We start from the raw sequence: 24,193 nt of genomic DNA, 5'->3' as shown, positions 1-24,193 counted from the left end.
GTCGACAATTCCAACATGAGTAAAGGTGCTACACCGGGGTTTGGCAAGATATTTCAGCCGTGTTTTTTACGCCGCGGGGAAGTCCCGCCAGGTGTCAAACTCCTGTAACGTCAAGAATCCCTGTAGATCAACGTGCGCAACAAGAACATCGGATTACCCATCACATAGCGACTGAATAAGCGCTTTGGCTCACTGATGAGTCTGAACAGCCACTCACAGCCGAGACGTCGCACCCATTGCGGAGCGCGAGTCACTTTGCCACCGAGAAAATCCAGGATCGCGCCTCCGCACACGACAAGACAGGGCACGCCGCTGGCAGCGAGCCTCGCAGCAACGGCTTCTTGCTTGGGCATGCCCATACCCAGCACAACCAGTTCCGGCTGAAACTGCCGGGCAAGGTTTATGTAGGCATCCACCGGCGCGAAACCATGGTGAGCAGACACTACATTGACCGCAAATACCGCTTCGCCATGCTGCACCGCATTGGTAAGAAAGGGTTCTTCTGTGCCCCAGAAAGCCACGCGCCGGCCCTTGAACGCGGCCAGTAATTTGGGGATGAAATCGGTGCCATTCATATTTAGCCCCGGCTCCAGGCCGAGGCGACGAAACAGGATGGCCATGCCGGAGCCATCCCGCAACAACACGTCCGCAGCCAGCAGCGCGTTAAAGTAGTCGGTGTTGGCCGCCACCAGATTCATGGCATGGGCATTGGCGAATCCGAGCACTGTCGTCACGTCAGGATTGGATAACGCATCAATCAATGCTTGCTCGTCATCAACATCGCTGACCACCCTGAGTTTCCGGGTAATTGTTTGCCAGCTGTGTTGCCAGGATAAAGCACGCATTAATTGTCATCTCGCTTCGAACGCACCCACTCAACCTGGCGCTTAAGCACAAAGCCGATGTACAGGGGAATTTTTTTGATTGCGTAGAACGGTGCATACAACAAGGTCGAAAAGGAGATGATCCCGCGACCGAAATGGCTCCACGCCAGCAAGACAGTCACGCTCAATAGGACCACCCCGGCGGAAGCTATCAATGCTGGCGCCAACGCTCCGCCCAGCAAAAATACCAGCCATGACAGGGCAAAGGTCGCCCCCAACACTAACGTCAGCAAGGCCAACGGAGGGACCAATAAATCCACCGTCATAGCCAACAGGCTCGCGTTACGACGGCCAATTGCCTCCACCACCAGCTTTGGCGCATCGCCAAGGATGACTCCCAGGTGCCCATGCTCCCAGCGCCTGCGCTGGGTACTTAAGCCTTCTTCACTGCGCGCAAAATAGCTGGTCACCAAGGCATCTGGGCAAAACAAAGGCGGCTTGCCGCTTCGGCAGAAATCCAGGCCCATCTTCAAATCTTCGACGAGGTGGCCACTGGCTAAATCGACCAAAGCCAGATCCTTCCAGACGAAAGCCATTCCCGAGCCCATTAACGGACAGGGCAAACCAAGCCGAGACCAGCCTTGCGGCCGTACCCGATTCTTCACACACCAGGCAAACTCGGCAAGCTGCACTTTTAGCCCGGAACCTTCTGGAGCATGCATCAAATAAAGTGCTTGTGTTGGCCGCCCTGATTCGACGCAACGCATTGCCAAACGCTCAATAGAGCCCTCACCCACCAGGCAATCGGCATCGATAATAATCATGACGTCCGGCGCGAGGCTCGCCAAATGACGCACCCCAAAGTCCAGCGCATAACCTTTGCCACGTTGCTGATCATTACTGCGCTCCACGACCTCGGCACCGGCGGTGCGGGCCAGCGCGGCCGTGTCGTCAGAACAGTTATCCGCCACCACCAATAGGCGATCGCCTTCTAGCAACTGCGCCCGAATGCTGTTTAACGTCGCGACTATGATTGAGGATTCATTGTGCGCCGGCACCAACACCGCCAACCGCGGTCGCGATCCTTTTGCCGGCGAGCGCGACCGCGCAGGCAGGCAGGCCAGCAGCACTTGCACAAACAGCACCAACACCGGCAGGACCATAAGTACCAGTAGTGCGCTGACCAGCCAATTCAGTAAGGTGATCATGCTTGCGCCTTAAACAATTTGGCCAACTTGGCCGCTTCGATATCGATATCGTGTCGCTCCAGCACTCGCTGATAAGCCGCCTCGCCCATCTGCTGCAACACCTCGACAGGTTGCGCGAGGCAGTCCGCCAGCGCCGCCGCCAACTCATCCACAGCTCCCGCGGGAAACAACCAACCGTTCACACCCTGTTGCACTAACTCGGGAATCCCCGCCACATAGCTCGTCAGTACGGGTCGGCGCAACGCCATGGCTTCCATGATGACCACCGGCAAGCCCTCCGCGAAGCTCGGCAACACCAAGGCCCGCGCCGCAAGAATTTCCGCCCGCACCTGCTCACTGCTGATCCACCCGGTAATTCGCACACGCGCCTGCAAGCCATGGAGTGCAATAAGGGCTTCGATTTCCGCGCGCATTTCTCCATCGCCGGCCAGTACTATCTCGAACTCCACGTCTTGTACTGCCAGAATGCGGGCGGCCTCAAGCAGCAAAAGTTGACCCTTCTGCTCACACAAACGACCCACGCAAACCAACCGCGGCGTGGATGGCACGGCAACTGCCGGCACATCGTGAAACCCGCGTTCCAGGCCACAATGCACCACCTTTACCCTTGGCCAGTGCGCGTGAGCCACCCAGCGAAACAGCTGGCTGCGCCCATAAGAGCTGATAGCCGCGACAAAAGCCGCGCGCCGGACTTTCTCGCCCAAATGAATAAACTGCGGTTTGTCGAACTCTTCCGGCCCGTGCACGGTAAAACTGTACGCCGGCCCACCGAGTGCATTGGCCAGCATCACCACCTCGGTTGAGTTAGTGCCGAAATGAGCATGCACATGCTCGGCACCGAACGCCTGCAACCAAGTCAGCACGCGGCACGCCTCGGACAAATAGACCAAATGATAGGGCCAGGGGCGATCGGCACGCTGGCCCATGCGTAGCGCCAGCCACAGCGCCGAAAAAAAGCGTCGCGGCTGGGCGCGCAGCACCTGCAGCACAGGCACTAACAGCTCTTTAACTCCGCCCAGCAGCACATACTGGGTTTTATCGCGTTCGGACACGTCCTCGGCATCCACCAATTCGGCATCCCAGCCACGCAGAGCGATGCGCTGCACCGCAAAACCCTGACGCTCTAACGCCAAAATCTCGCGACGAATGAAGCTATGGCTGACTTTGGGGTATTGATTGATGAAATAAGCGATACGCATAGGAACCAGATTTAGATGTTGTTGCGGTGAGTTATTACTGTAGATACTCCCACAGTAGTACAGTTATCAGGAACGTCAATTCGCCGTATAGCTGCCGATCAGCACCTTATCTATTTTTGCAAACGTATCATCTAGAAGTTCATAACGCCTGCGGTACATGGCGCGTTTCTTTGAAGGAATACTGTCAAGCGCCTTTTTGGACAGGACCATGGGAATCTCAAAAAAGTCTTCGCGCTCTGACGGAGTCGCTCCATGTTCCAGCCAGATCAAATCATAATTTGCCGCAAGCTCTTGAGCTTTTTCAACTCCAAAATACGGATGACGGTGATGACGATACCCATCCCCTACTGCATAAATTTTTTCAACACCAACATTGATTGCAATATATTTAATCACTTCAATCAGAAAGCTTCTTGGCCGAAGACCTTCAAAGCTTTTTGTCAGCTCCCTGTAAATATTCAAGGACCTTTCACTCTCCACGCCCTTGTGTATCCCTTGAACGGCGCCGATAAAAATACATAACTCAGTGTCCGTGCGGCACAAGGTGAAGGCTATTGATGCAATACGCAAATCGCCCTGAAACAAGTTCAGCACCAACTCCCCTTCGCGCATAAACCATACCGGACGATCCAGAACCAAGGAACAACCAGCAGTCCACTCCGACAAATCACTCAATATCAAACTGTCACTTCGCCCCAACAGCAATAGTTGCGGACAGCTTTTGGTAACGACTTCGTAATGCGAGGCTAATACACTAAATCTACTCTTGGAACTCCAGCTTTTACTGATGTATGGCCAATGAACAACACCCACACAATCCCCGCCCAACTTCTCAACACCGGACTTACCCAGAGCGCTCGACATGCGCCCCAAAAAAAACTTTAGTTCGGACCAGTTTTTTGCAACTAAAACCAGCATTTTAAACTTATTATTCAAGGCTCTTAAAGAAAATCCCGCGTGTAAAAAAAGCACGCTTTTTAATATCATCCAATTATTCATAGCCGTCTCACTTGTATTCGATCAAAGCCGTCTTGCCGGCGCCGAATCTGTTCAGTAGAAACTTGACTTGCCCGAGCATCTCGGGAAATTTTCCCAACACGAGAAAGAAAGCCAGCAACCAGTTTTCACGCGCTGATCCATTGCCCCGGCGGGCCAGGCGCACTACTTGCAACGGATAGATCAGCAGCAACAGCAGCCCATACCCTCCCAGCATCATGCTCGTGATAATAGTTGCCAGCGGGACACCCAAGCCCCAGAACCAGGCACGGCGCGACTCACGTAGCCAATGTTGTTCCGGTGCAGCCCCGTGCAAAAATGCACCTTCGGCAAAGGCATAGCCACCGCGCAGGGTTCGCCGCCACCACTGGCCGAACCGGGTCATGGTCGCATCGTGCAACGTCATTTCCTCAGGCAGACGCCAGACCCTCCATCCATTCGCACGCAGACGCACACACAACTCAGGCTCTTCTCCGGCAATAAGATCTGGTCGAAACCCGGATGCAGCGGCGAACGCGTCAGCCCGCATCAACGCGTCGCCACCACAAGCCTTGGCCTCACCTATGGGCGTGTCCCATTCGCGATCACACAACAAGTTGTAAATCGAGTGCTGTGGAAAACGCTCACGGCGCCGTCCACAGACCACCGCAACGTCAGAATGTGTATCAAGAAAGGCCTGTGCCTGGGGTAGCCAGCCACCGACAACCTCGCAATCACCATCAACAAACTGCACATAACGCACCTGCGGCAATAATCGTTGCACGCAGGCGAATCCTTCATTGCGCGCGCGCGCAGCCGTAAAGGGAATCGTCATATCCAACTCGACCACCTCAACCCCAAGCGTCTGTGCCATCCGCACCGACCCATCCGTTGATCCCGAGTCGACATAAACAACTTTCTCCGACGCACCGACCAACGAAGCCAGGCAACGCTCAAGCCGTAGGCCTTCATTGCGACCGATTACAACGACACCAATGCCACTAGCCATGGAGTTTTCTCAGCGACGCAATCGAAATAGTCCATCGGAGGGCTCATGAGAGTTCCTTCTCTTCTGCCCGCTGCCTTTTCTTGATTGTCGCAGGAACGCCCACTGCCACAGAGTCGTCCGGTACATCGGTCAGCACCACGGCGTTGGCACCAATCACCACATTGTTACCAATACGGATATTGCCCAGTACCTTGGCCCCTGCACCGATATCAACATTGTTGCCGATCACCGGGGCAATCGGTTCATTCACATTCTTTAGTCCCACGACCACACCGTTGCGGATACGGCAATCATCGCCGAACTGCGCATAACCACTGATGACAATCCCGCCGAAATGATCGATGACGAAGTTGCGCCCGATCACAACCTCACACGGCAGCTCGACGCCCGTCACGATCTGCACCCATTTGAAGAGCACTTTGTATATAAAAGAGAACAACTTACGTAACAACGCTGGGCGGACGCCGTAGCGCCAGCGTCCGAAGCGATAAACCAACATGACCCAGAACCCCTGAGCCCCCCAATCACCCTCGTATGCACGCAAATCCGCACGTATATTTTCGAACATGGGTTGATCTACCGTGTTGGTTGGCTAGCGAGTTTGGTTTCACGCAGCAGCGCCCAGGTAACACGAGCATGCTGCCAGCACGCCCCTATGGCGGCCCGGCCTCGGCCTTTCAACAGAGCCTTGAGCGCCAGAATCAGATCACCCAGGCTCACCAGCAACATATGCGAGGCCAGCCCGGGCAGACCGTGGTGCTTGCGGAAGTACAAAAGCTCGCTTTCGATTTGCATCTTGGATATCTGTCGACTGGCCACATTGAGCTCGTCAACAGATTTGGCACTTTCACCGCCGATATGCACCACCGTGGTATGCGGGTAGTAAACCACCTTCCAACCCGCCTGTTTAACGCGCTTGCAGAGATCAATCTCCTCGAAGTAAAGAAAGTAGCGCGGGTCGAACAAACCAACTTGGTCGATGACTTCACGGCGGATCAGGTAATAGCAGCCGGGTACCCAGTCGCACTCACGCACCGAGGCATGATCCCAGGTCATGTCATCGACCCTCTTCACCACAGGGAAAAAGCGTTCAAGCCCGGTATGCGCGAGGAAGACATTCAATGGCGTCGGGAAATAGCGACATGAGGGCTGTAAATCTCCCTCTCGTCCAACCAACCGAACACCGAGGACGCCGCAATCAGGATGAGCCTCCATGTACTCGAGGGTCTTATTCAGGGTATCAGCGGCAACGAAGGCATCGGTATTGAGAAGCAACGCATAGTTGCCCTCCAAGTGTTCAACCAATTGATTATTGGCACGACCAAAGCCAACATTATTTTCATTGTCCAGCAGCAATGCCTCTGGACAAATAGTTGCCAGACACTCCAACGAATTATCGGCAGAGGCATTGTCCACCACCAAATAACGCGTGCGCCCCGTACTCGTTGACTGGCGCAACGCATTAAACATCGGTTGCAACAGATCCGCCGTATTGTAATTAACCACCAACACATCAAGGGCAGCACTAACCATTGGGTTGCTCGCCAAAAAAGTGTTGCACTCTCATTTTTATAAGCTTCGGTTCAAGTTCCGGGTCGTATATACCATCACGCTGCCTGATGATGTCAATCCACGGATAAGTGGCGCAACGCTCTTCAACTTTCGCCAACAGGTCTTCAATGGTACAGATAACCTTGGCTGGATTACCCCCAACTACTACCCCAGGCGGAACATCTTTTATTACTACAGAACCGGCTGCGACAACTGAATCCGGACCAATAGTCACACGCGGCATGACAATAGCGCCATAGCCGATAAAACAATTATCGCGTATATCGATAGCGCCGACAGAGTCTAGTTTTGTACCAAAGCGCGCATCGAGCATGCCGACTATTCCATCGTGTCCGAACAGTGTGCAATTAGATAAACCTACGTTATTGCCGAGCCGTACTAGTGTAGGGTCAGTTATGTTGCATCCAAGATTGATCCATACGCCTTTACCGATGGAGTGCAGAGAGCCCCATCGAGCCATATGTTCCGCCCACTCATACCCGTCCGGTTTACAAAACTTTTTATAGACCGGGGTTCCACGCCCCGTTGTTCTGGCAATATGAGCAATCACCCGCTTTATTAGACCAATCATCCTGTCAGCCTCAAAAATTCAGCGATATACATCTGTGCCAAGGCTAGATACACCCTGATTCTCGATTACCACGACCTAAGAATAGCCCCTCCCTGAAATTCAACACTCGGAAAATCCAAAAACACTCCCACTCAGGAGTACCTGCCCACCAAGGGCCCCATTTGATAGTTAAGATAATTCGCCAGCCTCAGAGCAAGTTGCAACAGAGGCATCGTGGGGTTACAGGCACCGCCCGTAGAGAAAACACTGCTGCCCGCCACGTAAAGATTCTCGACACCAAACACTTTGCAGTTTTCGTCGACCACGCCAAACTCAGGCGACGTCGCCATCCGCGTGGTCCCCATATGATGAGCATGGGGATTGACCTTCAGTGGCAAATCGACGTCATACACACATTCTTCCAACTTGACGTAGCCCAGTCCTGTGTCGGCAAAACACTTTGCCACTTCGAGCCCTATGGACTTGACGGTTTCCCTGTCTGCAGGAGTGAGTTCCCAATGAATGTTGACCTTGCTCATCCCTAACGCATCTCGCCCGTCGAGCAATGAGATCCGGCTATTGCGGTTGGGAAACTGCTCAATCAACGTGCTGATCACACCATCCCCGGGGCAATCGAACTTGGTGATAAATTCGATCTTGTGCTCCGCACCTACTTCGCAGACGAGATTCTCGAAAAAGCCCTTGATTGCAGCCATTCGCCCATAGGATTTCACTTCAGATACCAGTGAGGCAGTCACATTCCCTTTACCCGCCCTGTGCTCCATCACGAATGCATCGGTCGTGAAGTACTGTCGAGAATCTGTTCCCTCCCCGTCTTTCAGGATGAAGGTGCCCAGATCAACGTTCAGGTGTTCCATGAAACATCTACCGACGTAACCATCCTTGCTCACAATACCGCCCGCTGCCAGGGACTCACTGTTGAGCAGTTGCCTGGCATTCTCGATCGCGCCCGTCGCCAGAATGAATTGTTTTGCCGTGACTCGCTCTCGATGCAGTTCATAGTCCGAGACGACTACCGTCACTATGCGGCCGCTCTTGCTGTCGAACTCAAGATCGACGCAGTTGCAGTTGATGAAGACATCAAGCCCCTCGGTCTCATTAAGTTCCTTGGCATATTTTTGTGCAAATCGCGTCGGCGGACTGAGCAAGAAACGATCAGCTTCGAAGTCGGCGCCGTCCAGCGTAGCGTTGATCGCCTTGAATCCAGAATGCGGCGGCAGATCTAATATAGCCATGGCCGCCGGCAAATTGCGCTCGATCTCGGAAAACGCGATGGGCCAACCGGGTAAATTCACGGGAGGGCCCACGGTAAAGTCAGACCGCTCGAAAGGACGGCATCGCCCGGCCCAGTGATTGGAGGTGCCGCCAAGATAGCGCAGGCGTGTTTCCTCAGCGTACACCTCGAGGCCTGACGATGGGCACTTGTAGAGGCTCTGAGAGTTCTGTGAATACTCGTGGCCACCTCCCTCGAGAAGCACCACACGCCAACCATTGCCGGCTAAATGCAAGGCCAGCGTAATACCGGCGGGCCCTGCGCCTATGATGCAGAAGTCATAGTAGCCGCGGAGTTCTTTCTGCGATTGGTAGTCTTTGATCATGCTTGCGTTTGCCGAAAATGCTGGGCAGGCAGCACCCATCCGTTGATAACAACAAACTCGGTTTTAACAGCAGAAGGCCGAGTAACGGCCTCTGAAAATCCAAATATGAGTCCCCCAAAACTTAACAGGGTAAACGCCTGGAGAAAGCCTCTGCGACTCGTCACAGAGGTATTCAAATCAGTTTCTCTCATGATTCAAAGCTCCACGACGCCGAGATCGCGTTGGAAATTTCAACTACACATCAAGGTCACAATTTTTTGGCTAGCACCATCAACACCTCAATGGCGACGCCGTGCCACAGCTTTGGAAACCGCAAGAGAAATAGATCAAAGCCATTTAGCAAGACCCGTCAATAACTCCCCACACACAGCCCCCACCGCCAACATTGGCAGCACCATCAGTTCACGCTTGAGATTGAACAGCCCCAGACGATAATTGACATAAAAAACCAGGATAAGCGTAGGGAACGTATGCAGGGCGACGCCCCAAATCGCATAGTTGACCCCGCCAATAGCCAGCAGCAGCGGCAGCAGCACCCATAACGAGACCACGCGAATAATGTTGTCCATGGCTTGGTACTTGGTGAGTCCCAAGGCAATCCAGACCTGATGCGCCAACATGTAACGCATGGTGAAGAAAGAGAGTCCAAGAATGGACATCATGCTGCCGGCCTGGGCATAACGCTCATCGTACAAGATGCTGATGAGCAGTGGACTGCCGGTCCAGAACAGCCCACAGAAAAACAGCGAGACCAGATCGAACATCAATTTGACGCGGTAATACAAAGCATGGAGCCGTGCGGTGTCATTGGTTCTTGTGGCCTCACTGAAGGCCGGCAGGGCCACGGCCCCGATTACCCTTTGTACTCCAAGTTGAAGCGCTCCCAAAATCAGCACGGCAATGGAGTAGACCCCCAATTCGGCGGCCGTCATGCTGCCGCCGAACCAGATGCGATCACCGTACATGGCCAATACGCCCACTGCCGACGACAACAGTATCCAACGACCGAAGACGACTAATTCCTTGAGCGCAGTACGTTCCCACTGCAGGCGGTTAGGCGGGCCCTCGAACCATAAATGCCCCAGCAGAGTGCTGACCATCGCCGAGACCAGACCCGCAACCACCAGTGACCAGATAGACCGAGTGAAGTAACCGACGCCCAGCATCACCAACAGCCCGACGAGCTGGGAAGCAAACTCGGCGAGGACCACTTTCTTTTGCTGGAAAGCGCGCACTGCCAAGTCGACTTTCGTCGACTGAAAACCAAAGATGATTGCCAGGACACCGGTCAAGGCCAATACCAGCGGCAATTCGGGTGCGGCGTAGGTGGAATTGATCGACCACAGATTAATCGTCTGCGCAAACAAGGCGGCGCCCGCGATCAGCAGTGTCGAAGCAAAAAGGATGAGACCGCGCACGATCTGCACCGTCCACACGGTATTGAGAAACACCGGATCTTCGCCACGCGGGCTCTGGATGATGTTCTGGCGCAAGCCAACATCGGAAAGCAAGTGCAGAACCACCGAAACGGTGGTGGCGATCATCATGATGCCGAACATTTCCGGCATCAGCAGGCGGGCCATTATCAGGTTGCCACCCAAGCGAAAGGCTTGAGACGTAACAAGCGCCCCCACATTCCATGCGCCAGCAGAAATCGCCCGCCTGCGAAGGCTCGGCGGTGGCGATACATTAACGAAGGACATAACATCAACCCCGGACCCAATGGCATAAAAAGTACTATAGTCGCATTTCGCCATTCGACGAGCCGTCGCTCATCAATCAATAAGTGCAACCACCTATGCCTGAGCACTTTCGCGCATTAATCGTCATTTTGGTCCTTGCCGGCATCGTTTTTGCCATCGCCCGGCGACCAGCAGCAGACCTGATTCCTGACCGCAATTTCACTCGTCGGCGCAATCTGTGGTTCGTATTGACGCTACTGGCCTTTGTTTCGCACAGTTTCTGGGTGTACGCGGGCATTGCCGCTATCGTTTTGGGCGTCGCAAGAAAAAGCGAACGCAACCCCGTGGCGCTGTTTTTCTTTCTGCTGTTTCTCATCCCGCCATCCCCGGCGCAGATTCCCGGCTTCGGCCTGATCAACTATTTTTTTGCCCTTAACCATATTCGTCTAATGGCACTGTGTGTGTTGCTTCCGGCTTTTTTCGCGTTACGCAAGCGAGCAGACACGGTCCCTTTCGGACGCACCTGGCCTGACAAGCTGTTAGCCGCCAACATCCTGCTAACGAGCCTGCTTTACCTTCGCGAAACCACGGTCACCGACACGTTGCGCCAAACGCTCTACCTATTCATCGAAGTTTTTTTGCCTTATTACGTTGCCAGCCGGGCGCTGAAGAACCTCAGCGACTTCAAGGACGCTCTGTTCGGTTTTGTACTCGCCGCCATGGTGCTGTCGCTTATTGGTCTCTTCGAATTTTCCCGGAGTTGGCTGCTCTACCGTGCGCTGACCGACGCCCTGGGGATGCAGTGGGAAATGTCCGGCTACTTGAGCCGTGGTGGCTCATTACGCGCCAGTGCCACCACCGGCCAAGCCATTGCGCTGGGGTTCGTCATTAGCGTGGCCATCGGCTTTTACCTGTACTTGCAGGAGAATGTGCGCAGCCGATTGCAGAGAGGCCTTGGCGCGCTCCTGCTCGCCGGCGGTCTGGTCGTACCGCTGTCGCGTGGCCCCTGGATCGGTGCAGCCGCCATTATCACCGTGTTCATCGCCACCGGCCGTAACGCTGTCAAACGCATCATGCTGCTGGCGGTCGCCGGAGCGCTTGCCCTTCCCCTGTTGGCCATTGTGCCGGGCGGGCAAAAAGTGCTTGATCTGCTACCGTTCATCGGCACGGTGGAAGTAGAGAACATCACATACCGGCAGCGCTTGATTGATAACGCAGTGATCGTTATCGGGCGCAACCCTTGGCTGGGTTCTTTCGATTTCCGTAGCACACCGGAAATGCAGTCCATGATTCAGGGCCAGGGCATCATCGATATCGTGAACACTTATATCGGCATAGCGCTGTCGGTCGGTTTGATTGGATTGACGCTTTTCGTGGTTTTTTTCGTCAGTGTTCTGCTGGGCATCCGCAAAGGGATGCGCTCGTTCCCCAACAAAGACGATGAAGCACGCCGACTCGGACGAGCACTCCTGGCGACACTGGCCGGGATATTGATCACCATTGTTACCGTTAGCAGTATCACGGTGATCCCCGTGGTGTATTGGTCGGTGGCCGGGCTGGGCGTGGCCTATGCTCAGATGGCGCGAAGGCTCAAGCACACCTCGACGGCCGTCACTGCGAGTGCCCACCTCCAACTCCGGTAAAACCCATGGCCCCTTTGTTTCGCCGTCCCCATATGCTGCTCCTGCTACTGCTGTTTTTTGCAATTTGGCCGTTTCGCACCTGGGCATCGGACTGGGTCGCCAGCGTGGATGAGCACAGCGGCCTGCCAATGCTGGCGCGCGGCGGCAGCCCGGTCATTGCTTCTTCGTTTTCCTTCTTTGGGGGTAACTGGGACTGGACGTATTTCCCGACCGGTTTCAAGGTGAACACCCCCTATAACTACTCCCTTACAGGCCAGAACAAGCCGCTGGATTTTGAGCTGACTGCGCAGATTCAGAAGGAAGACGAGCACAAGTTGACCTGGAACTTTGCCCTGAATGCACACAGCATGAAGCCGGGCGTGATGGGCGGGGGCATCGTTTTTAATTTCGATCCCGCCCTTTTCGCTGGAGAAATGGGTCAGCCGGTCTTGCTCCCCGACAACCGCGGCTGGTCCTGGGGGAATGCACAAGGGCGACGCGTCGAGATGCGTTTTGAGCCCGCACTGGCGAGTGTGTACTTTGAACCAGGCGATCCATCCGAGGTGCGTGCTTTTTTTTACAAAAACACGATCAAACCCGGCCGCCAAAATTTCAAAGCCACCTTGAGCATCTCTGGTGACGTGGCAATCGGTCCAACCAGTACCGAGCGCTTTGGGCTGGTCGACCCAAAGAGTTGGCCGAGTGACGAGCTCGACTGGAGAACTTCGCCGGTCGATTTGTCCTTTCTTAACGCTCCCGAAAAACCTGCAGGTAAGCGCGGCTTCGTCAAAGCATCCGGCGAGCAACTGCTATTCGCAGACAACACCCCGGCGCGCTTCTGGGGCACCAACCTGGCGGCCTATGCGCTGTTCCACACGCCAGACGATGAAATCAAGCTGCAGGCCAAACGCCTGTCGGCACTCGGTTTCAATCTCGTACGACTGCACCACCACGACTCCCCATGGGTCAGCCCAAACATTTTTGGCGACGGTCACCTCACGCGTGACACCCAGCAACCAAGCCCGGAGTCGCTGAAAAAAATCGACTGGTGGATCAAATGCCTGAAAGACGAGGGCATTTATGTATGGCTCGATATGCACGTCCAGCGAGCCTTTACTGCAAACGACAACATTTATGGCTTCGATGAACTGCCAAAAAACGAACAAAATAATGCCTATCTCAAGGGCTATGCCTATGTAAACATCACCATTCAGAAAGCGATGAAGCGCTTTGCCGAAGCCTATTTAACCCATGTAAACACTTATACCGGCCTCGCCTACAAAGACGATCCGGCGATCGCCGCCGTCCTGATTACCAATGAAAACGACGTCACCCAGCACTTTGGCAACGCCCTGTTGCCAGACAAGCAAGTGCCAAAGCACAGCAAGATCTTCATGGCCGAGGCCGAGGCGTTTGCCAACCAGCACAATCTATCGGCAAACAAAACCTGGCGCGCCTGGGAGCATGGCCCCTCCAAACTGTTCCTCAATGATTTGGAGCGACGTTTCGACGTAGACATGATTCAGCACCTACGTGATTCAGGAGTGAAAGTCCCCATCGCCACGACCAGTAGCTGGGGCGGCGATGGCCTCAGCGCCCTGCCGGCCCTTACTTCCGGCGACGTAATCGATGTCCACAGCTACGGTGGCTCTGGGCAACTAGAGAAAAACCCGCTCACCAGCGATGGTTTAGTGGACTGGATTGCCGCCGGCCAGGTCACAGGTAAACCGCTGACCGTCACCGAGTGGAACAATGAACCCTTCCCGACTCCCGACCGCCACTCGCTGCCACTCTATATAGCCGCCACCGCCAGCCACCAAGGCTGGGATGCACTGATGCAATACGCTTACAGCCAAGAGCCACTGTCCGGAGAACGGATGTCTGCCGGCAACTGGCACGCCTATAACGACCCTGCATTGCTGGCCACCCTGCCCGCCGCTGCCTTGCTCTATCGCCGCGCCGACGTTAGCGAAGCCAGCACCACCTATGTCTTCGCGCCGACGCCAGGCACCCTGTTCAACCAGCTCATCACACCGGCCAACTCTGCTCTGCTGCGCACCGCCATGGAGAAAGGCAAGCTGCAAATCGCCATGCCACAAACGCCGGAATTACCCTGGTTGCAGCAAGGCAGTATCGCGAGCAACGCACAGGTGTTTCATGACCCCAATCAGTCGCTGCTGGACACCAATGCCAGCGAGTCCACAACAGACACGGGTGAACTGAAACGCAACTGGAAACAAGGCATCTACACCATCAATACGCCGCGCACCCAAGCAGCCACCGGCTGGATCGGTGGCGAGTCGATCAGCCTTGGCAACATCCAGGTTCAAGTGAAGACGGCTTATGCCAGTGTGGTGGTGCAAAGCCTGGACGGCGCGCCTGTCAGCCGATCGCAGGATTTACTGATTTCGCTGGGCACTCGTGCCATCCCCAAAGAAGAAGAAAAAACACCTTTTTATGTTGAGCCCCTCGAAGGCACGCTAACCATCCAGGCACCAAAAGGCTTGACACTGTTTACCCACGGCACCCTTGCGCAAATGAAGAAACTGCCTGCGACCTACCTTGATGGACGCTATACGATCAAGTTCGACGGCCTGCAGGCGTCTAATTGGTTGTTTTTGAAAAAAAGCGCCCCGCAAGCTACAGCCTCAGGCGATGGACAGCCAAGCCCTGCCCGTACAGCATCATCCAGCGCACCGGCGACTCAATAACCAAGCGGTCTCTTTCATAGAGTAGCCAGGCGGATCACGCTGACGTTGCAATCTGCGCTTACACAGCAACAGTTTTCAGGGAGAGCAGGATGAAATTTTTGGTTGTTGGTGGCGCAGGCTATATCGGCTCGCACATGGTTAAGCAGCTACTGCGCACAGGTCACGAAGTGGTCGTGGCAGACAACTTTTCCACGGGGCACCGCGGCGCCTTGGCGGGGGGGAAATTGGTCGAACTGGACATAGCCGACGCGCAAGCCCTGGACGTCTTGTTTGCCGCACAACACTTTGATGCCGTGTTCCACTTCGCCTCATTTATACAGGTGGGCGAATCCGTGACTGAACCCGCCAAATATTACCAAAACAACTTGGCCGCCTCCCTGACCCTGCTACAAGCCATGGTTCGCGCGGACGTTAAAAACTTCATTTTTTCCTCGACTGCCGCCGTCTATGGCGATCCGGTGTATGTACCGATCGACGAGGAGCATCCCAAGGCCGCGATCAATCCTTACGGTCGCAGCAAGTGGATGGTTGAGCAGATGCTTGAAGATTTCGACCGCGCCTATGGGCTGAAATCGGTCTGCCTGCGCTACTTTAATGCCGCCGGAGCAGACCCTGAAGGACAACTGGGTGAGCGCCATGAACCGGAAACCCACCTGCTGCCACTGATCCTGCAAGCGGCCTCCGGTCGGCGCGCAAGCATCACCGTCTATGGCCGTGATTACGACACGCCTGACGGCACTTGCATTCGCGACTACGTCCACGTTGTCGATCTCGTTGCAGCTCACGCACTTGCCGTGGATTATCTACTGGCCGGTGGTGCAAGCACGGCGTTTAACCTCGGTAACGGTCAAGGTTTCTCGGTACAGCAAGTGATAGATACCGCGCGTTACGTGACCGGCCAGGATATCTCTGTCAGCGAAGCGCCACGTCGCGCGGGCGATCCACCACGCCTTGTGGCCGACCCCCGCAGGGCCAACACAATACTGGGCTGGCAAGCGCAATTTGGTTCACTTGAACAGATAGTGGCGCACGCCTGGAGCTGGGAGCAGAAGTACCCTTGGCACTGAAGGTCGGAGCTGGTGCATAACGTCGAGCTCCTAAGGGAGACGCTCTAGTAGTAAGAGCGGTTTTGGGGCTCGGCTTTGTTCAGCACCGTGCCAATCAGATTAGCTGTCCCCAGATGATGCAGGCTTTCCTCGATTTCTTTCTTGCTGTTCATGCCGTTAGCGACCACGAGCAGGACGCAGTCGAACTTGGGCAGGACGTTAATCACATCATCCGAACTCAAGATTGGCGGCAAGTCAAAAATCACGATACGTGAGTTGTAGCGCTCGCGCAGATCAGTAATCAAATGGCTCACCGCGGGCGATGACAGCACCTCAGTAGAGAGAGGAATCGGTTCACGCGTTGGCAGGACCACAAAGCGCGGCAAGGTCGGGTTGACCAGAACATCTTGCAGCTCCGCTTCATCGGCCAGCAATTCATTGAGCGATTTCTCCATCGGCAATCCCAGACAGGCGCCGACTGTCGGACGACGTAAGTCGAAATCCACCAGCAATGCCGTCTTGGTTGTGTGATGGGCGATGCTCATTGCCAGGTTTATCGCCAATACCGTCTTGCCTGCCTCTGGAGTCGGCGAGGTGATGGCGAGCGTGCGCCAGCCATTTTCTTCCATGATTTTTAAAACCTGCGTACGCAGCAGATCGAACGCCCCGCCCATGTTCGAATTCTTGTTGTAAGCCACAATGCGGTTGCGCTCGAGATGCTCTGGCCGCAAAGGTACAACCTTGGTTTGCACATAACTGAGCGCATTCAGACTTGTAGATTGCGCGGTCGGTGTCAGGGCTTTTGACGAGGTCTGTTGCTCGGCTTTTTCGGTATCGGGCTTGATTATTTCCATGGCTATATTCCTTATGCAAACCGGGCCAGAGCTTTAAGCATCAGAAGATCCAGAGGCATGTAGAGGAAGTGCACGAGCACCAAAAGGATCGCAATTATTGCGACTCCACACACGATCAGACGCGTTCGCCATTTCTTGCGGCGTGCCAGTTCAGCCTTGGTGTGAATGTAAGGAATAGTAACCAATACGCGTCTACCCAGCACGCTGGCCAGGGCTTCAGCACCGCGCACACGCTGACTCAACATCTCGAGGAGCATGACCAGTGCGCCAGAGCCCAACGGAGCGAGAACAAAGCCCATGGCAACGACTTTTTTACGGTTCGGCCTCACCGGTTTTTCGGGCATCAACGGCGACTCTAGAAGAACAAAACGCTCGGCTTTGTTTTCCTGTTCCAGGCTTTCTGAAATTTTCGCACCCATTTCCTTGGTGCGAATCTCCTCGTATTTTTTCCGAGCGTTTTCATGGTCACGCATCAGCGTGACCAAGCCGCGCTCGACCTGTGGCGTCTCAAGAATTTGCGCCTCGTAGTCGGCTATTTTCCTGAGCATTTCCTGCTTTTGATCGCCCAGCGACTTGATACGTGCTTCTGCGGCGGAGATCCGCGCCTGGGCCTTGGCAACGTCCATACTGACCAGAGCCGCTGCACCATCAGCACCTTTGGTAGCCTGAAGGGCAGCAATTTTGCGTTTGACGGCACGCACGTCGGGGTGGGCTGGGGTATACAGCGCCTTCAACCTGGTGTACTCCGCTTTGAGGCTACTCAGATCCTGTGGTTTATCAACTGCCGCACCGGTCGCTCCAGACTTGGTCGTTAGCCCGGCATTTGCGGCGGAAAGCTCCAACTCATTGAAACGCAACTCCTCACGGGCAGCTTTGTAGTCACGGTCGACCTCTTTAAGCTCGGTTTCGGCGCGCGACAACATATTCATGCGCAGTTCCTGATGTTCGGGCAGCGCGTTGCTGTGTGCCTGCTTGAAGTCCGCCAGCCGGTTCTCCAGAGCCTCCAGTTCCACCCTGAGTTTGTCCGCCTCCTGCGTCAGGAACTCTGTGGTTTCACTGGCGCGTTCGGTGCGCTGCTTGATGTTTTCATCCAGAAACAGCGTCACCAGTTCGTTGGCCACTTTGTTCGCAATCTCTGGCTGCCGGTGCTCAAAGCCAAGACGGAAAGCAATCGTCACTTCTCCGCGCCCCTTAATGGCGGCACTGACCAGGGAAACTGTAATCGCATTGCGCATTTCATCGATCTTCTCGGAAACGGTCAACTGCCTGCTTTGCGAAGCAAAAAGATTGTATTTGTCGATGATCCCTTCCAGATGCTCGCGGGTCATCACGCGCTGGCGAATGACTTCGATGCGCTCATCGGCAAAGGTATTGTTGTTCGCCGACACCAGGTCAGGCGAAATCTGCTGAGACTCGACCAAAATAGTGCCGGATGACTCATAGGTGGGTGGGAGAGAAATTGCGACCGCCACGCACACGCCAAGTATTACCGCGAAACTCAGGATCAACAGCAGAGCGCGGTGCTTGATGATTGCAATGTAGTCGTTGACCGACATTTCGTATTCAGAGGCCATATTTCTCACACACCTGAATTTCAGAGACCGGGATAACTATAGGTCACCGTCAACCCGACGACATTGGCACTGGCATCCGGCAAGCCATCTTGCTGGCGTTCTTTGTACGTGTAGGATAGGCGCGCAATCCAAAAAGGCGAGAGTTCTTGACTAAACCAGGCACTGAAATTTCGCAGGGTATTAGGTGTTTGCCCTTTAGAGTCTTGCCATGAGGCGTCAAACCCGGTGCGTTGGGTCTCATCGATGGCATAACTCCATGTCCCCCTCAGGCTATCAACCTCGACGAACCCGCCGTCCCCGCTGGCGACGGTGCTGCGACCGGCATCGATGCTTGTATCAATACGCTCCCCGGCATATTGCAACGTAAGACCGCCCTGGCCTTTGGGGCCACTACCCGTGCCGGAGACTTGATTGAGACCCGCGTAGACCGTCCCCTTAAGCCGCTCGGAGAGTTGGAAATTCATGCCAACCGAGGGAGTGTAGCTGTTTGAGGACGCCACCGCGGACCCCGCCTCCGGCTCATAGCGCTTCACGCCAAAACGGGTGAACAGCTCGACCTGCTCGCTCCATGCATAGTTCCAGCTAAAGCGGGTCGCCAGCTCGTCATAGTTGATCAGTGAGTCAATATCGTAAGTGACATGAGTGTAGTCAGTCTCGTTGACCAGGGTACTTCGCTCGCTGAGAGCAGTACTCCAGTTGCCGCCCAGCGAATAAAGCTTTTGCGTACCATCGGTAGAAACCACGCCGGTTTCCTGAACCGCAGTGGAGAGCGTAGAGCTCTCTTCATATCTCGCCGTGAGCCCGAAACCACCCGTTTCGGTCGCGCGCTGCCACCCAAACTTTAATCTGGGGTCTTCACGATCCGAAACGATGGACGTATCAGACGAACGCACGACATTTAGCCCGAGCCCGAACTGGAACTCATCTTGCCCGGATGTACCCACGAGGCTGTAATCGGGGGCGATGATGGTACGGGTCACCCCCTTCTCACCACTCGTAAGCAGCAGTGGATTGCTGTCGTACTCGACCGTCGAAGGCACTGCTATTGCTGATTGCCAGGTAGCAGCATTGGCCATGTGCGAACACGACAAAGCCAGGATTGCCGTCGCAACCCCGGTCGTTCGAAACTCAATCAAGGTAATCCTTAGTGCATCGCGCAAGGCTATGGCACGACCAGCGTATCGCCGGCCTTAAGTAGAAAATTGGTGGACATGTCATCCCCTGACATCAACTTGTTGTAGCTGACGGGCAGGATCTCTTGTTTAGTCCCATTGAGTCGCACGACCTTGATGCCATCCTTGTCGGCGAATTTGTCGAGCCCGCCCGCCACGCTTATTACCTGCAGCACTGACGTTTGACCTGACATATGCACGGTGCCAGGTTTCAGCACTTTGCCCTGAACGTAGACGAGATTACCTTCGGTGCCTGAGACGACAACGCTCACCTGCGGATCAGGTATGAATTTCTCAAGCTTGGCAGCGATTAGCTTCTCGACAGCAGTGGTATCAAGCCCCTTAACATCGACTCGCCCTGCCAGTGGGAAGGTAATGCTGCCATTGGGAAGTACGCGTACGTCCTGTTTGAGCTTGTCTTCTCCCCAAACGGAAACAGAAAGGGAATCTCCCGGACTCAGCCGGTAAGCCGCGTCGTTTTCGTCGGCACTGGAAATGCTGGGCCAAACAGCCAGCGCGCAGAGCACAGGTATCAATGAACGGAACATCGGGATCCCTCCGTCTAAGTAGCCATGCTAGGAGTCTAGAACAAAAAAATGGAACCAAATCACTCTTTTCTATTTCACACCAAAGAAATGCCAAACCGCAATCACTTTGAGCGTCTGGGCGGCCAATTCCGCCAGCAACGCACCTGCAACTAGAACGCTAGTGCAAAAACAGCAAAATAGTGTTATTTAACAACGGCTTGCACCACACAAGCCGCCCCCGGCTTATTCCGCGCCAAAATTAACCACATCAAGTCCGTTTGAGCCGACTCAACCATCACACGGCCAACCTAATGATGGCTGCGTCTGCCAGCACAACTAACGGCATCAATAATCACAAACTAAGCATCACTGCAAGACAGGTAATCACCCGCAAAAACACTACAACAAGTCGTCTATCTAACCAGCAACTAGAATGATCGTCTAAATAACCTTTATTGCCAAAAAGTCAAAGCCACAACCTAAATTTTCCGGCGATTGGCGACCACAATAAAACCAAGCAACGCGGAAGAAAATAACCAGGCTGCCGCAGGAAGCGGTACCGCATTCGGTTGAATGACATCAGATACACCAACCAAACTTTTATCCTGGACCGACGAATCAATTTTGAACGGCTTATTGTTAACCGCCGCCATTAATCCGTCACCCGAAGAAGAATTGACGGATACACCCACGTCCGAGTCAGCGTGATGAACGACGCTGTTAGCTTTGGCAGAAGGGGCATCATCCAAGTAAATATCGGTGAGTAACGAAGGCAAGCCAAGGCCCATTCCAACAGTAAGCGGTGCGCCACCCGTGTGCTCTTTGAGAGCCGTACAAAGTTGAGGCACTAACTCCTCGCAAGCGTTGGTTATGCGACTAATTTCATTGGCCAAATTGGTCGCCTGAGCACTAGCCACGGCCGCACCATTGAGGAACACAGAAAACAACACGAATTTCATGACAAGTGTCGAGCGCATAACACCGCCTCCTTGCGTAGGGGGGTATTTTTTGTCGGATGAAGGAATCTGTATCGGCTTAAATTGAGCCTATAAGCACATCGCCATTACGTCAATAGCTCGTCACCACAATAAATCGAAATTTCATTTCAAGGAGGGCGGCGTCAAAATAACGACACGACAAGCAGGTCAATCAAACGGACCTATCAGTATGAAATAGCTTCACGTCTGGACATTAGCCCGCAACAGGACGCTCGCCCCCGACCTGGCGCAGCGCCATGCTCCGGGCAACGAAGCAGGGCAAAAAAACCATCTCCCAGGCGGGTTACAGAGTGGGCGTGAACGACCCGTTGCAATGAGCCGGTCGCCACTTTGACGATGGCTGCCCGGCATGTCGCAGTCCGCGCTGGACAATGCGCAGTTGGCCTTTCAGCGCCGAAGAAGTCTCGGCGCTGCGCCAGAAAACCATGCTCGATTTACCTGGCACCCGCGCCGAGCTGATCAAGGCGACGCGCGCAAAAGGCATCGCGATTGAAGACGGGATGAATGAATGACCGTTACTTCGGTTGCGCCACGGTGCGCAAATAAGGTTTCACCGTCTTGAAGCCATCCGGGTACTTCTTCCTTGCGTCCTCGTCGGATACCGACGTAGGAATGATCACGTCCTCACCCGGACGCCAGTTCACCGGTGTGGCAACCGTGTGCTTGGCGTTTAGCTGAATAGCGTCGAGCAGCCTTAACACTTCATCGAAGTTACGCCCGGCACTCATCGGGTAGACCAGCATCGCCTTGATCTTTTTGTCCGGGCCGACAATGAACACCGACCGCACTGTGGCGTTGTCCACGGCAGTACGAGCACCGCCACTGGCATTCGGGTGAATCATGTCGTAGAGCTTGGCCACCACCAGATTCTCGTCGCCGATCATGGGGTAGTTGACCGCATGGCCCTGGGTTTCTTCGATGTCTTTGGCCCAGGTCTGATGGTTACCGACCGGGTCGACGCTGAGGCCGACAATCTTGGTGTTGCGCTTGTCGAACTCCGGCTTGAGCCCGGCCATGTAACCGAGTTCAGTGGTGCACACAGGGGTGAAGTCCTTCGGATGCGAGAACAGGATGGCCCACTTGTCGCCAATCCACTCGTGGAAATGGAGCGTGCCTTCGGTGCTTTCGGCGGTGAAATCCGGTGCTTCGTCGCCTATACGAATGGTCATGTGCGTTCTCCTCGCTGTGAAGGGTAGGGAAACTCTCGGAACGGTCCAGTATAGGAGACCATAAAGACTTCGCTCTGCAACCCGCCCAAGAGCAGGTGAAAAATGCTATCGGAGCTTCCCACTCTGCATCCACTCTCGCGGACTGGTGCCGGTTTTACGCCGAAACGCCCGGGCCAGCGCCGAAGGGCTTTCGTAGCCGACTTCATCGGCGATCAATGCGATGGGCTTGCCTTCACGCAAGCGTTTCTGCGTGAGACTGATCCGCCAGCTCACCAGATAATCGACCGGTGTCTGCCCCACTACTAACCGAAAGTGTTCGGCAAAACTGGCGCGGGACATGTTGGCCGCGGCCGATAGCTCGGCCACGGTCCAGGCCTTGGCGGGCGTGTCGTGCATAAGGCTCAAGGATCGCGCCAGGCGCGGGTCGGCGAGGCCGGCCATCATGCCGGGACGCTGATCACGGCTGGTCAGGATGTGTCGAAGCAGCTGAATCACCAGAACCTCGAACAATCGGTCCATCATCGCTTCGCGACCGCAGATGCCGCCGAAGGCTTCGTTAAACAACCAGTTCAGCGTGCCGGCCATGGTTGGAATGCCGTCGAGTTTGAGCACCAGATAGTCAGGCAAAGCCGCCGCCAGGGCATTGCCCGCTCCACCATCGAAGGTCAGAGAGGCACACACCAGCTGAGTGCCGGAGGCTTCGTTGGCGAGCAACCGATGACGGTAAGGTCGGGGAAAAAACAGCAAAGTGGGCTCGTTGAGCAGGATGTCTGGCTCGTCGGCCAGTTGGAGGCTAAGTTCGCCGGCCTGAAGCAAATGAAGATGGCCACACGCCTGATGGCCATCAAACCCTGTGGTGCCGCAAAAAGCCCCGCTGTGGAATGTGCCGGCACTGACACCGAAATGCGTGAGCAAGGTGGACAAGCGATCCATAGAGGGGCTCCAAGCGTGTTGTTTGGACGATCTGTCGCATATCGTCGACGATTTGCACCCTAAAGACCAGCCAGCGTCACTAGCATGGACCCCGTACCCAGCGCACACCGCGCTTCAATCTACGGAGTATCACCATGAGTCGCATCACCACCCTGAGTCTTGAACAAACCACCGACACCACCCGTGCGCTGCTGGAAGGCGTGCAGAAGAAAATCGGCTTCTTGCCCAATGTCTTCAAGACACTGGCCCATGCACCCGCCGTGCTTTCTGCCTACCTGCAGCACTCCGTGGCTTTGGGCAAGACGTCCCTGAGCGCCACTGAAAAAGAAGCGATCTTCCTCGCCACCTCGCAGGTGAATGGTTGCGACTACTGCCTGGCGGCACACACGCTGTTTGCCGGCAAGGCCGGGCTGACTGCGCAAGATATCGTCAGCGCTCGCCAGGGCCAGCTCAATGCATTAGCCACCCTCGCCCGGCAAATCACTGAAAGCCGTGGCCACCTGAGCAGCGAGCAGATCGAAGCAGCACGAGCAGCGGGCATCGACGACGCCAGGATCATTGAGGTGATCGCCCACGTGGCTTCGCAAACACTGACCAACTATCTGAACAACCTTGCCCTGACCGAGATCGATTTCCCCGTGATCGATGCTTGAACGCGACATTTAACTTCTGGAGCACAAGCCATGAATACTGTGACGCTTTACACCACCGACACCTGCCCTTATTGCCGCAATGCCAAGGCGTTGCTCGCCAGCAAGGGCATAGCGACCCGGGAAATAAACGTTCAATCCGAACCCGCAAAGTTTCAGGAAATGCTTAGCAGAAGCGGTCGTCGCAGCGTTCCACAGATTTTTGTGGGTGAGACGCATATCGGAGGATTCGACGACCTGGCGAAACTGGATCGCCAGGGTGGCCTGACGTCGATGCTGGCGTGATATCAGACCGTTGA

Annotated in this window: 23 protein-coding genes; 6 read left to right on the top strand and 17 right to left on the bottom strand. The window is 54.9% G+C overall.

Annotation, left to right across the window (positions count from 1 at the left end):
- Nucleotides 1–110 precede the first annotated feature (110 nt).
- From ACYZTW_RS12520 to ACYZTW_RS12475, 10 genes are all read right to left on the bottom strand, one after another.
- Nucleotides 111–845 (bottom strand): WecB/TagA/CpsF family glycosyltransferase, encoded by a 735-nt coding sequence (locus ACYZTW_RS12520; protein ID WP_462005116.1) that lies wholly within the window; start codon nt 843–845, stop codon nt 111–113.
- Nucleotides 845–2,032 (bottom strand): glycosyltransferase family 2 protein, encoded by a 1,188-nt coding sequence (locus tag ACYZTW_RS12515; RefSeq protein WP_462005115.1) that lies wholly within the window; start codon nt 2,030–2,032, stop codon nt 845–847. Before ACYZTW_RS12515 ends, ACYZTW_RS12520 begins: the two co-directional genes overlap by 1 nt.
- Nucleotides 2,029–3,231 carry a glycosyltransferase gene (locus tag ACYZTW_RS12510; RefSeq protein WP_462005114.1) on the bottom strand — a complete coding sequence of 401 codons (1,203 nt, stop codon included), beginning with the start codon at nt 3,229–3,231 and terminating at the stop codon, nt 2,029–2,031. The genes ACYZTW_RS12515 and ACYZTW_RS12510 overlap by 4 nt, the downstream gene beginning before the upstream one ends.
- 75 nt (nt 3,232–3,306) lie before the next feature.
- On the bottom strand, nt 3,307–4,230 hold the full coding sequence (locus tag ACYZTW_RS12505; RefSeq protein ID WP_462005113.1) for a DUF535 family protein: 924 nt from the start codon (nt 4,228–4,230) through the stop codon (nt 3,307–3,309).
- Between the two features lie 7 nt (nt 4,231–4,237).
- Nucleotides 4,238–5,215, bottom strand: a complete 978-nt coding sequence (locus ACYZTW_RS12500) for a glycosyltransferase family 2 protein (RefSeq protein ID WP_462005112.1) — start codon at nt 5,213–5,215, stop codon at nt 4,238–4,240.
- A 43-nt stretch (nt 5,216–5,258) separates the two neighbouring features.
- Nucleotides 5,259–5,783 (bottom strand): serine O-acetyltransferase, encoded by a 525-nt coding sequence (locus ACYZTW_RS12495; protein ID WP_462005111.1) that lies wholly within the window; start codon nt 5,781–5,783, stop codon nt 5,259–5,261.
- A gap of 8 nt (nt 5,784–5,791) precedes the next feature.
- Nucleotides 5,792–6,748, bottom strand: a complete 957-nt coding sequence (locus ACYZTW_RS12490) for a glycosyltransferase family 2 protein (RefSeq protein WP_462005110.1) — start codon at nt 6,746–6,748, stop codon at nt 5,792–5,794.
- On the bottom strand, nt 6,741–7,358 hold the full coding sequence (locus tag ACYZTW_RS12485; protein ID WP_462005109.1) for an acyltransferase: 618 nt from the start codon (nt 7,356–7,358) through the stop codon (nt 6,741–6,743). The genes ACYZTW_RS12490 and ACYZTW_RS12485 overlap by 8 nt, the downstream gene beginning before the upstream one ends.
- A gap of 131 nt (nt 7,359–7,489) precedes the next feature.
- A complete protein-coding gene (locus ACYZTW_RS12480; RefSeq protein ID WP_462005108.1) occupies nt 7,490–8,956 on the bottom strand; it encodes an FAD-dependent oxidoreductase in 1,467 nt (488 codons plus the stop codon).
- 326 nt (nt 8,957–9,282) lie between these two features.
- The gene (locus ACYZTW_RS12475; RefSeq protein ID WP_462005107.1) at nt 9,283–10,659 is read right to left on the bottom strand and encodes an oligosaccharide flippase family protein; all 1,377 of its coding nucleotides are present in this window, start codon (nt 10,657–10,659) and stop codon (nt 9,283–9,285) included.
- A 95-nt stretch (nt 10,660–10,754) separates the two neighbouring features.
- Between ACYZTW_RS12475 and ACYZTW_RS12470 the strand changes: the two genes are divergently transcribed.
- The 3 genes from ACYZTW_RS12470 (at nt 10,755) to galE (ending at nt 16,038) form a co-directional block, all read left to right on the top strand.
- The gene (locus ACYZTW_RS12470) at nt 10,755–12,281 is read left to right on the top strand and encodes an O-antigen ligase family protein (protein ID WP_462005106.1); all 1,527 of its coding nucleotides are present in this window, start codon (nt 10,755–10,757) and stop codon (nt 12,279–12,281) included.
- Nucleotides 12,282–12,286: 5 nt separating this feature from the next.
- Nucleotides 12,287–14,971, top strand: a complete 2,685-nt coding sequence (locus ACYZTW_RS12465; RefSeq protein WP_462005105.1) for a glycoside hydrolase 5 family protein — start codon at nt 12,287–12,289, stop codon at nt 14,969–14,971.
- Nucleotides 14,972–15,060: 89 nt separating this feature from the next.
- Nucleotides 15,061–16,038, top strand: a complete 978-nt coding sequence (gene galE / locus ACYZTW_RS12460; RefSeq protein ID WP_462005104.1) for a UDP-glucose 4-epimerase GalE — start codon at nt 15,061–15,063, stop codon at nt 16,036–16,038.
- A gap of 44 nt (nt 16,039–16,082) precedes the next feature.
- Here the strand turns inward: galE and ACYZTW_RS12455 are convergent, their stop codons facing one another.
- The 5 genes from ACYZTW_RS12455 to ACYZTW_RS12435 all read right to left on the bottom strand — a co-directional run bounded on the left by ACYZTW_RS12455 (nt 16,083) and on the right by ACYZTW_RS12435 (nt 21,121).
- The gene (locus ACYZTW_RS12455; protein ID WP_462005103.1) at nt 16,083–16,871 is read right to left on the bottom strand and encodes a CpsD/CapB family tyrosine-protein kinase; all 789 of its coding nucleotides are present in this window, start codon (nt 16,869–16,871) and stop codon (nt 16,083–16,085) included.
- Between the two features lie 11 nt (nt 16,872–16,882).
- On the bottom strand, nt 16,883–18,445 hold the full coding sequence (locus ACYZTW_RS12450) for a GumC family protein (protein ID WP_462005102.1): 1,563 nt from the start codon (nt 18,443–18,445) through the stop codon (nt 16,883–16,885).
- Nucleotides 18,446–18,465: 20 nt separating this feature from the next.
- Nucleotides 18,466–19,521 (bottom strand): hypothetical protein, encoded by a 1,056-nt coding sequence (locus tag ACYZTW_RS12445; protein WP_462005101.1) that lies wholly within the window; start codon nt 19,519–19,521, stop codon nt 18,466–18,468.
- An 86-nt stretch (nt 19,522–19,607) separates the two neighbouring features.
- On the bottom strand, nt 19,608–20,165 hold the full coding sequence (locus tag ACYZTW_RS12440; RefSeq protein WP_462005100.1) for a polysaccharide biosynthesis/export family protein: 558 nt from the start codon (nt 20,163–20,165) through the stop codon (nt 19,608–19,610).
- Between the two features lie 458 nt (nt 20,166–20,623).
- Entirely contained in the window at nt 20,624–21,121 is a 498-nt protein-coding gene (locus ACYZTW_RS12435) for a VPLPA-CTERM sorting domain-containing protein (protein ID WP_462005099.1), read from the bottom strand.
- Between the two features lie 392 nt (nt 21,122–21,513).
- Between ACYZTW_RS12435 and ACYZTW_RS12430 the strand changes: the two genes are divergently transcribed.
- Nucleotides 21,514–21,654 (top strand): hypothetical protein, encoded by a 141-nt coding sequence (locus tag ACYZTW_RS12430; RefSeq protein WP_462005098.1) that lies wholly within the window; start codon nt 21,514–21,516, stop codon nt 21,652–21,654.
- Between the two features lie 3 nt (nt 21,655–21,657).
- Here ACYZTW_RS12430 and ACYZTW_RS12425 read toward each other — a convergent pair whose 3' ends face one another.
- Both ACYZTW_RS12425 and ACYZTW_RS12420 read right to left on the bottom strand, forming a co-directional pair.
- Nucleotides 21,658–22,311, bottom strand: coding sequence for a peroxiredoxin (locus ACYZTW_RS12425; RefSeq protein WP_462005097.1), 654 nt, complete (start codon nt 22,309–22,311; stop codon nt 21,658–21,660).
- A gap of 105 nt (nt 22,312–22,416) precedes the next feature.
- Nucleotides 22,417–23,244 (bottom strand): AraC family transcriptional regulator, encoded by an 828-nt coding sequence (locus ACYZTW_RS12420; protein WP_462005096.1) that lies wholly within the window; start codon nt 23,242–23,244, stop codon nt 22,417–22,419.
- 134 nt (nt 23,245–23,378) lie between these two features.
- On the opposite strand from ACYZTW_RS12420, the gene ACYZTW_RS12415 reads away from it, so the two are divergent.
- Nucleotides 23,379–23,897, top strand: coding sequence for a carboxymuconolactone decarboxylase family protein (locus ACYZTW_RS12415; protein ID WP_462005095.1), 519 nt, complete (start codon nt 23,379–23,381; stop codon nt 23,895–23,897).
- Nucleotides 23,898–23,927: 30 nt separating this feature from the next.
- On the top strand, nt 23,928–24,179 hold the full coding sequence (gene grxC, locus ACYZTW_RS12410) for a glutaredoxin 3 (RefSeq protein ID WP_462005094.1): 252 nt from the start codon (nt 23,928–23,930) through the stop codon (nt 24,177–24,179).
- Nucleotides 24,180–24,193: the final 14 nt, after the last annotated feature.

The sequence above is a fragment of the Pseudomonas sp. LB3P25 genome, assembly GCF_054897985.1.
Note: the sequence above shows the minus strand (reverse complement) of the source record. Positions and strands in the feature narration are given on the sequence as shown.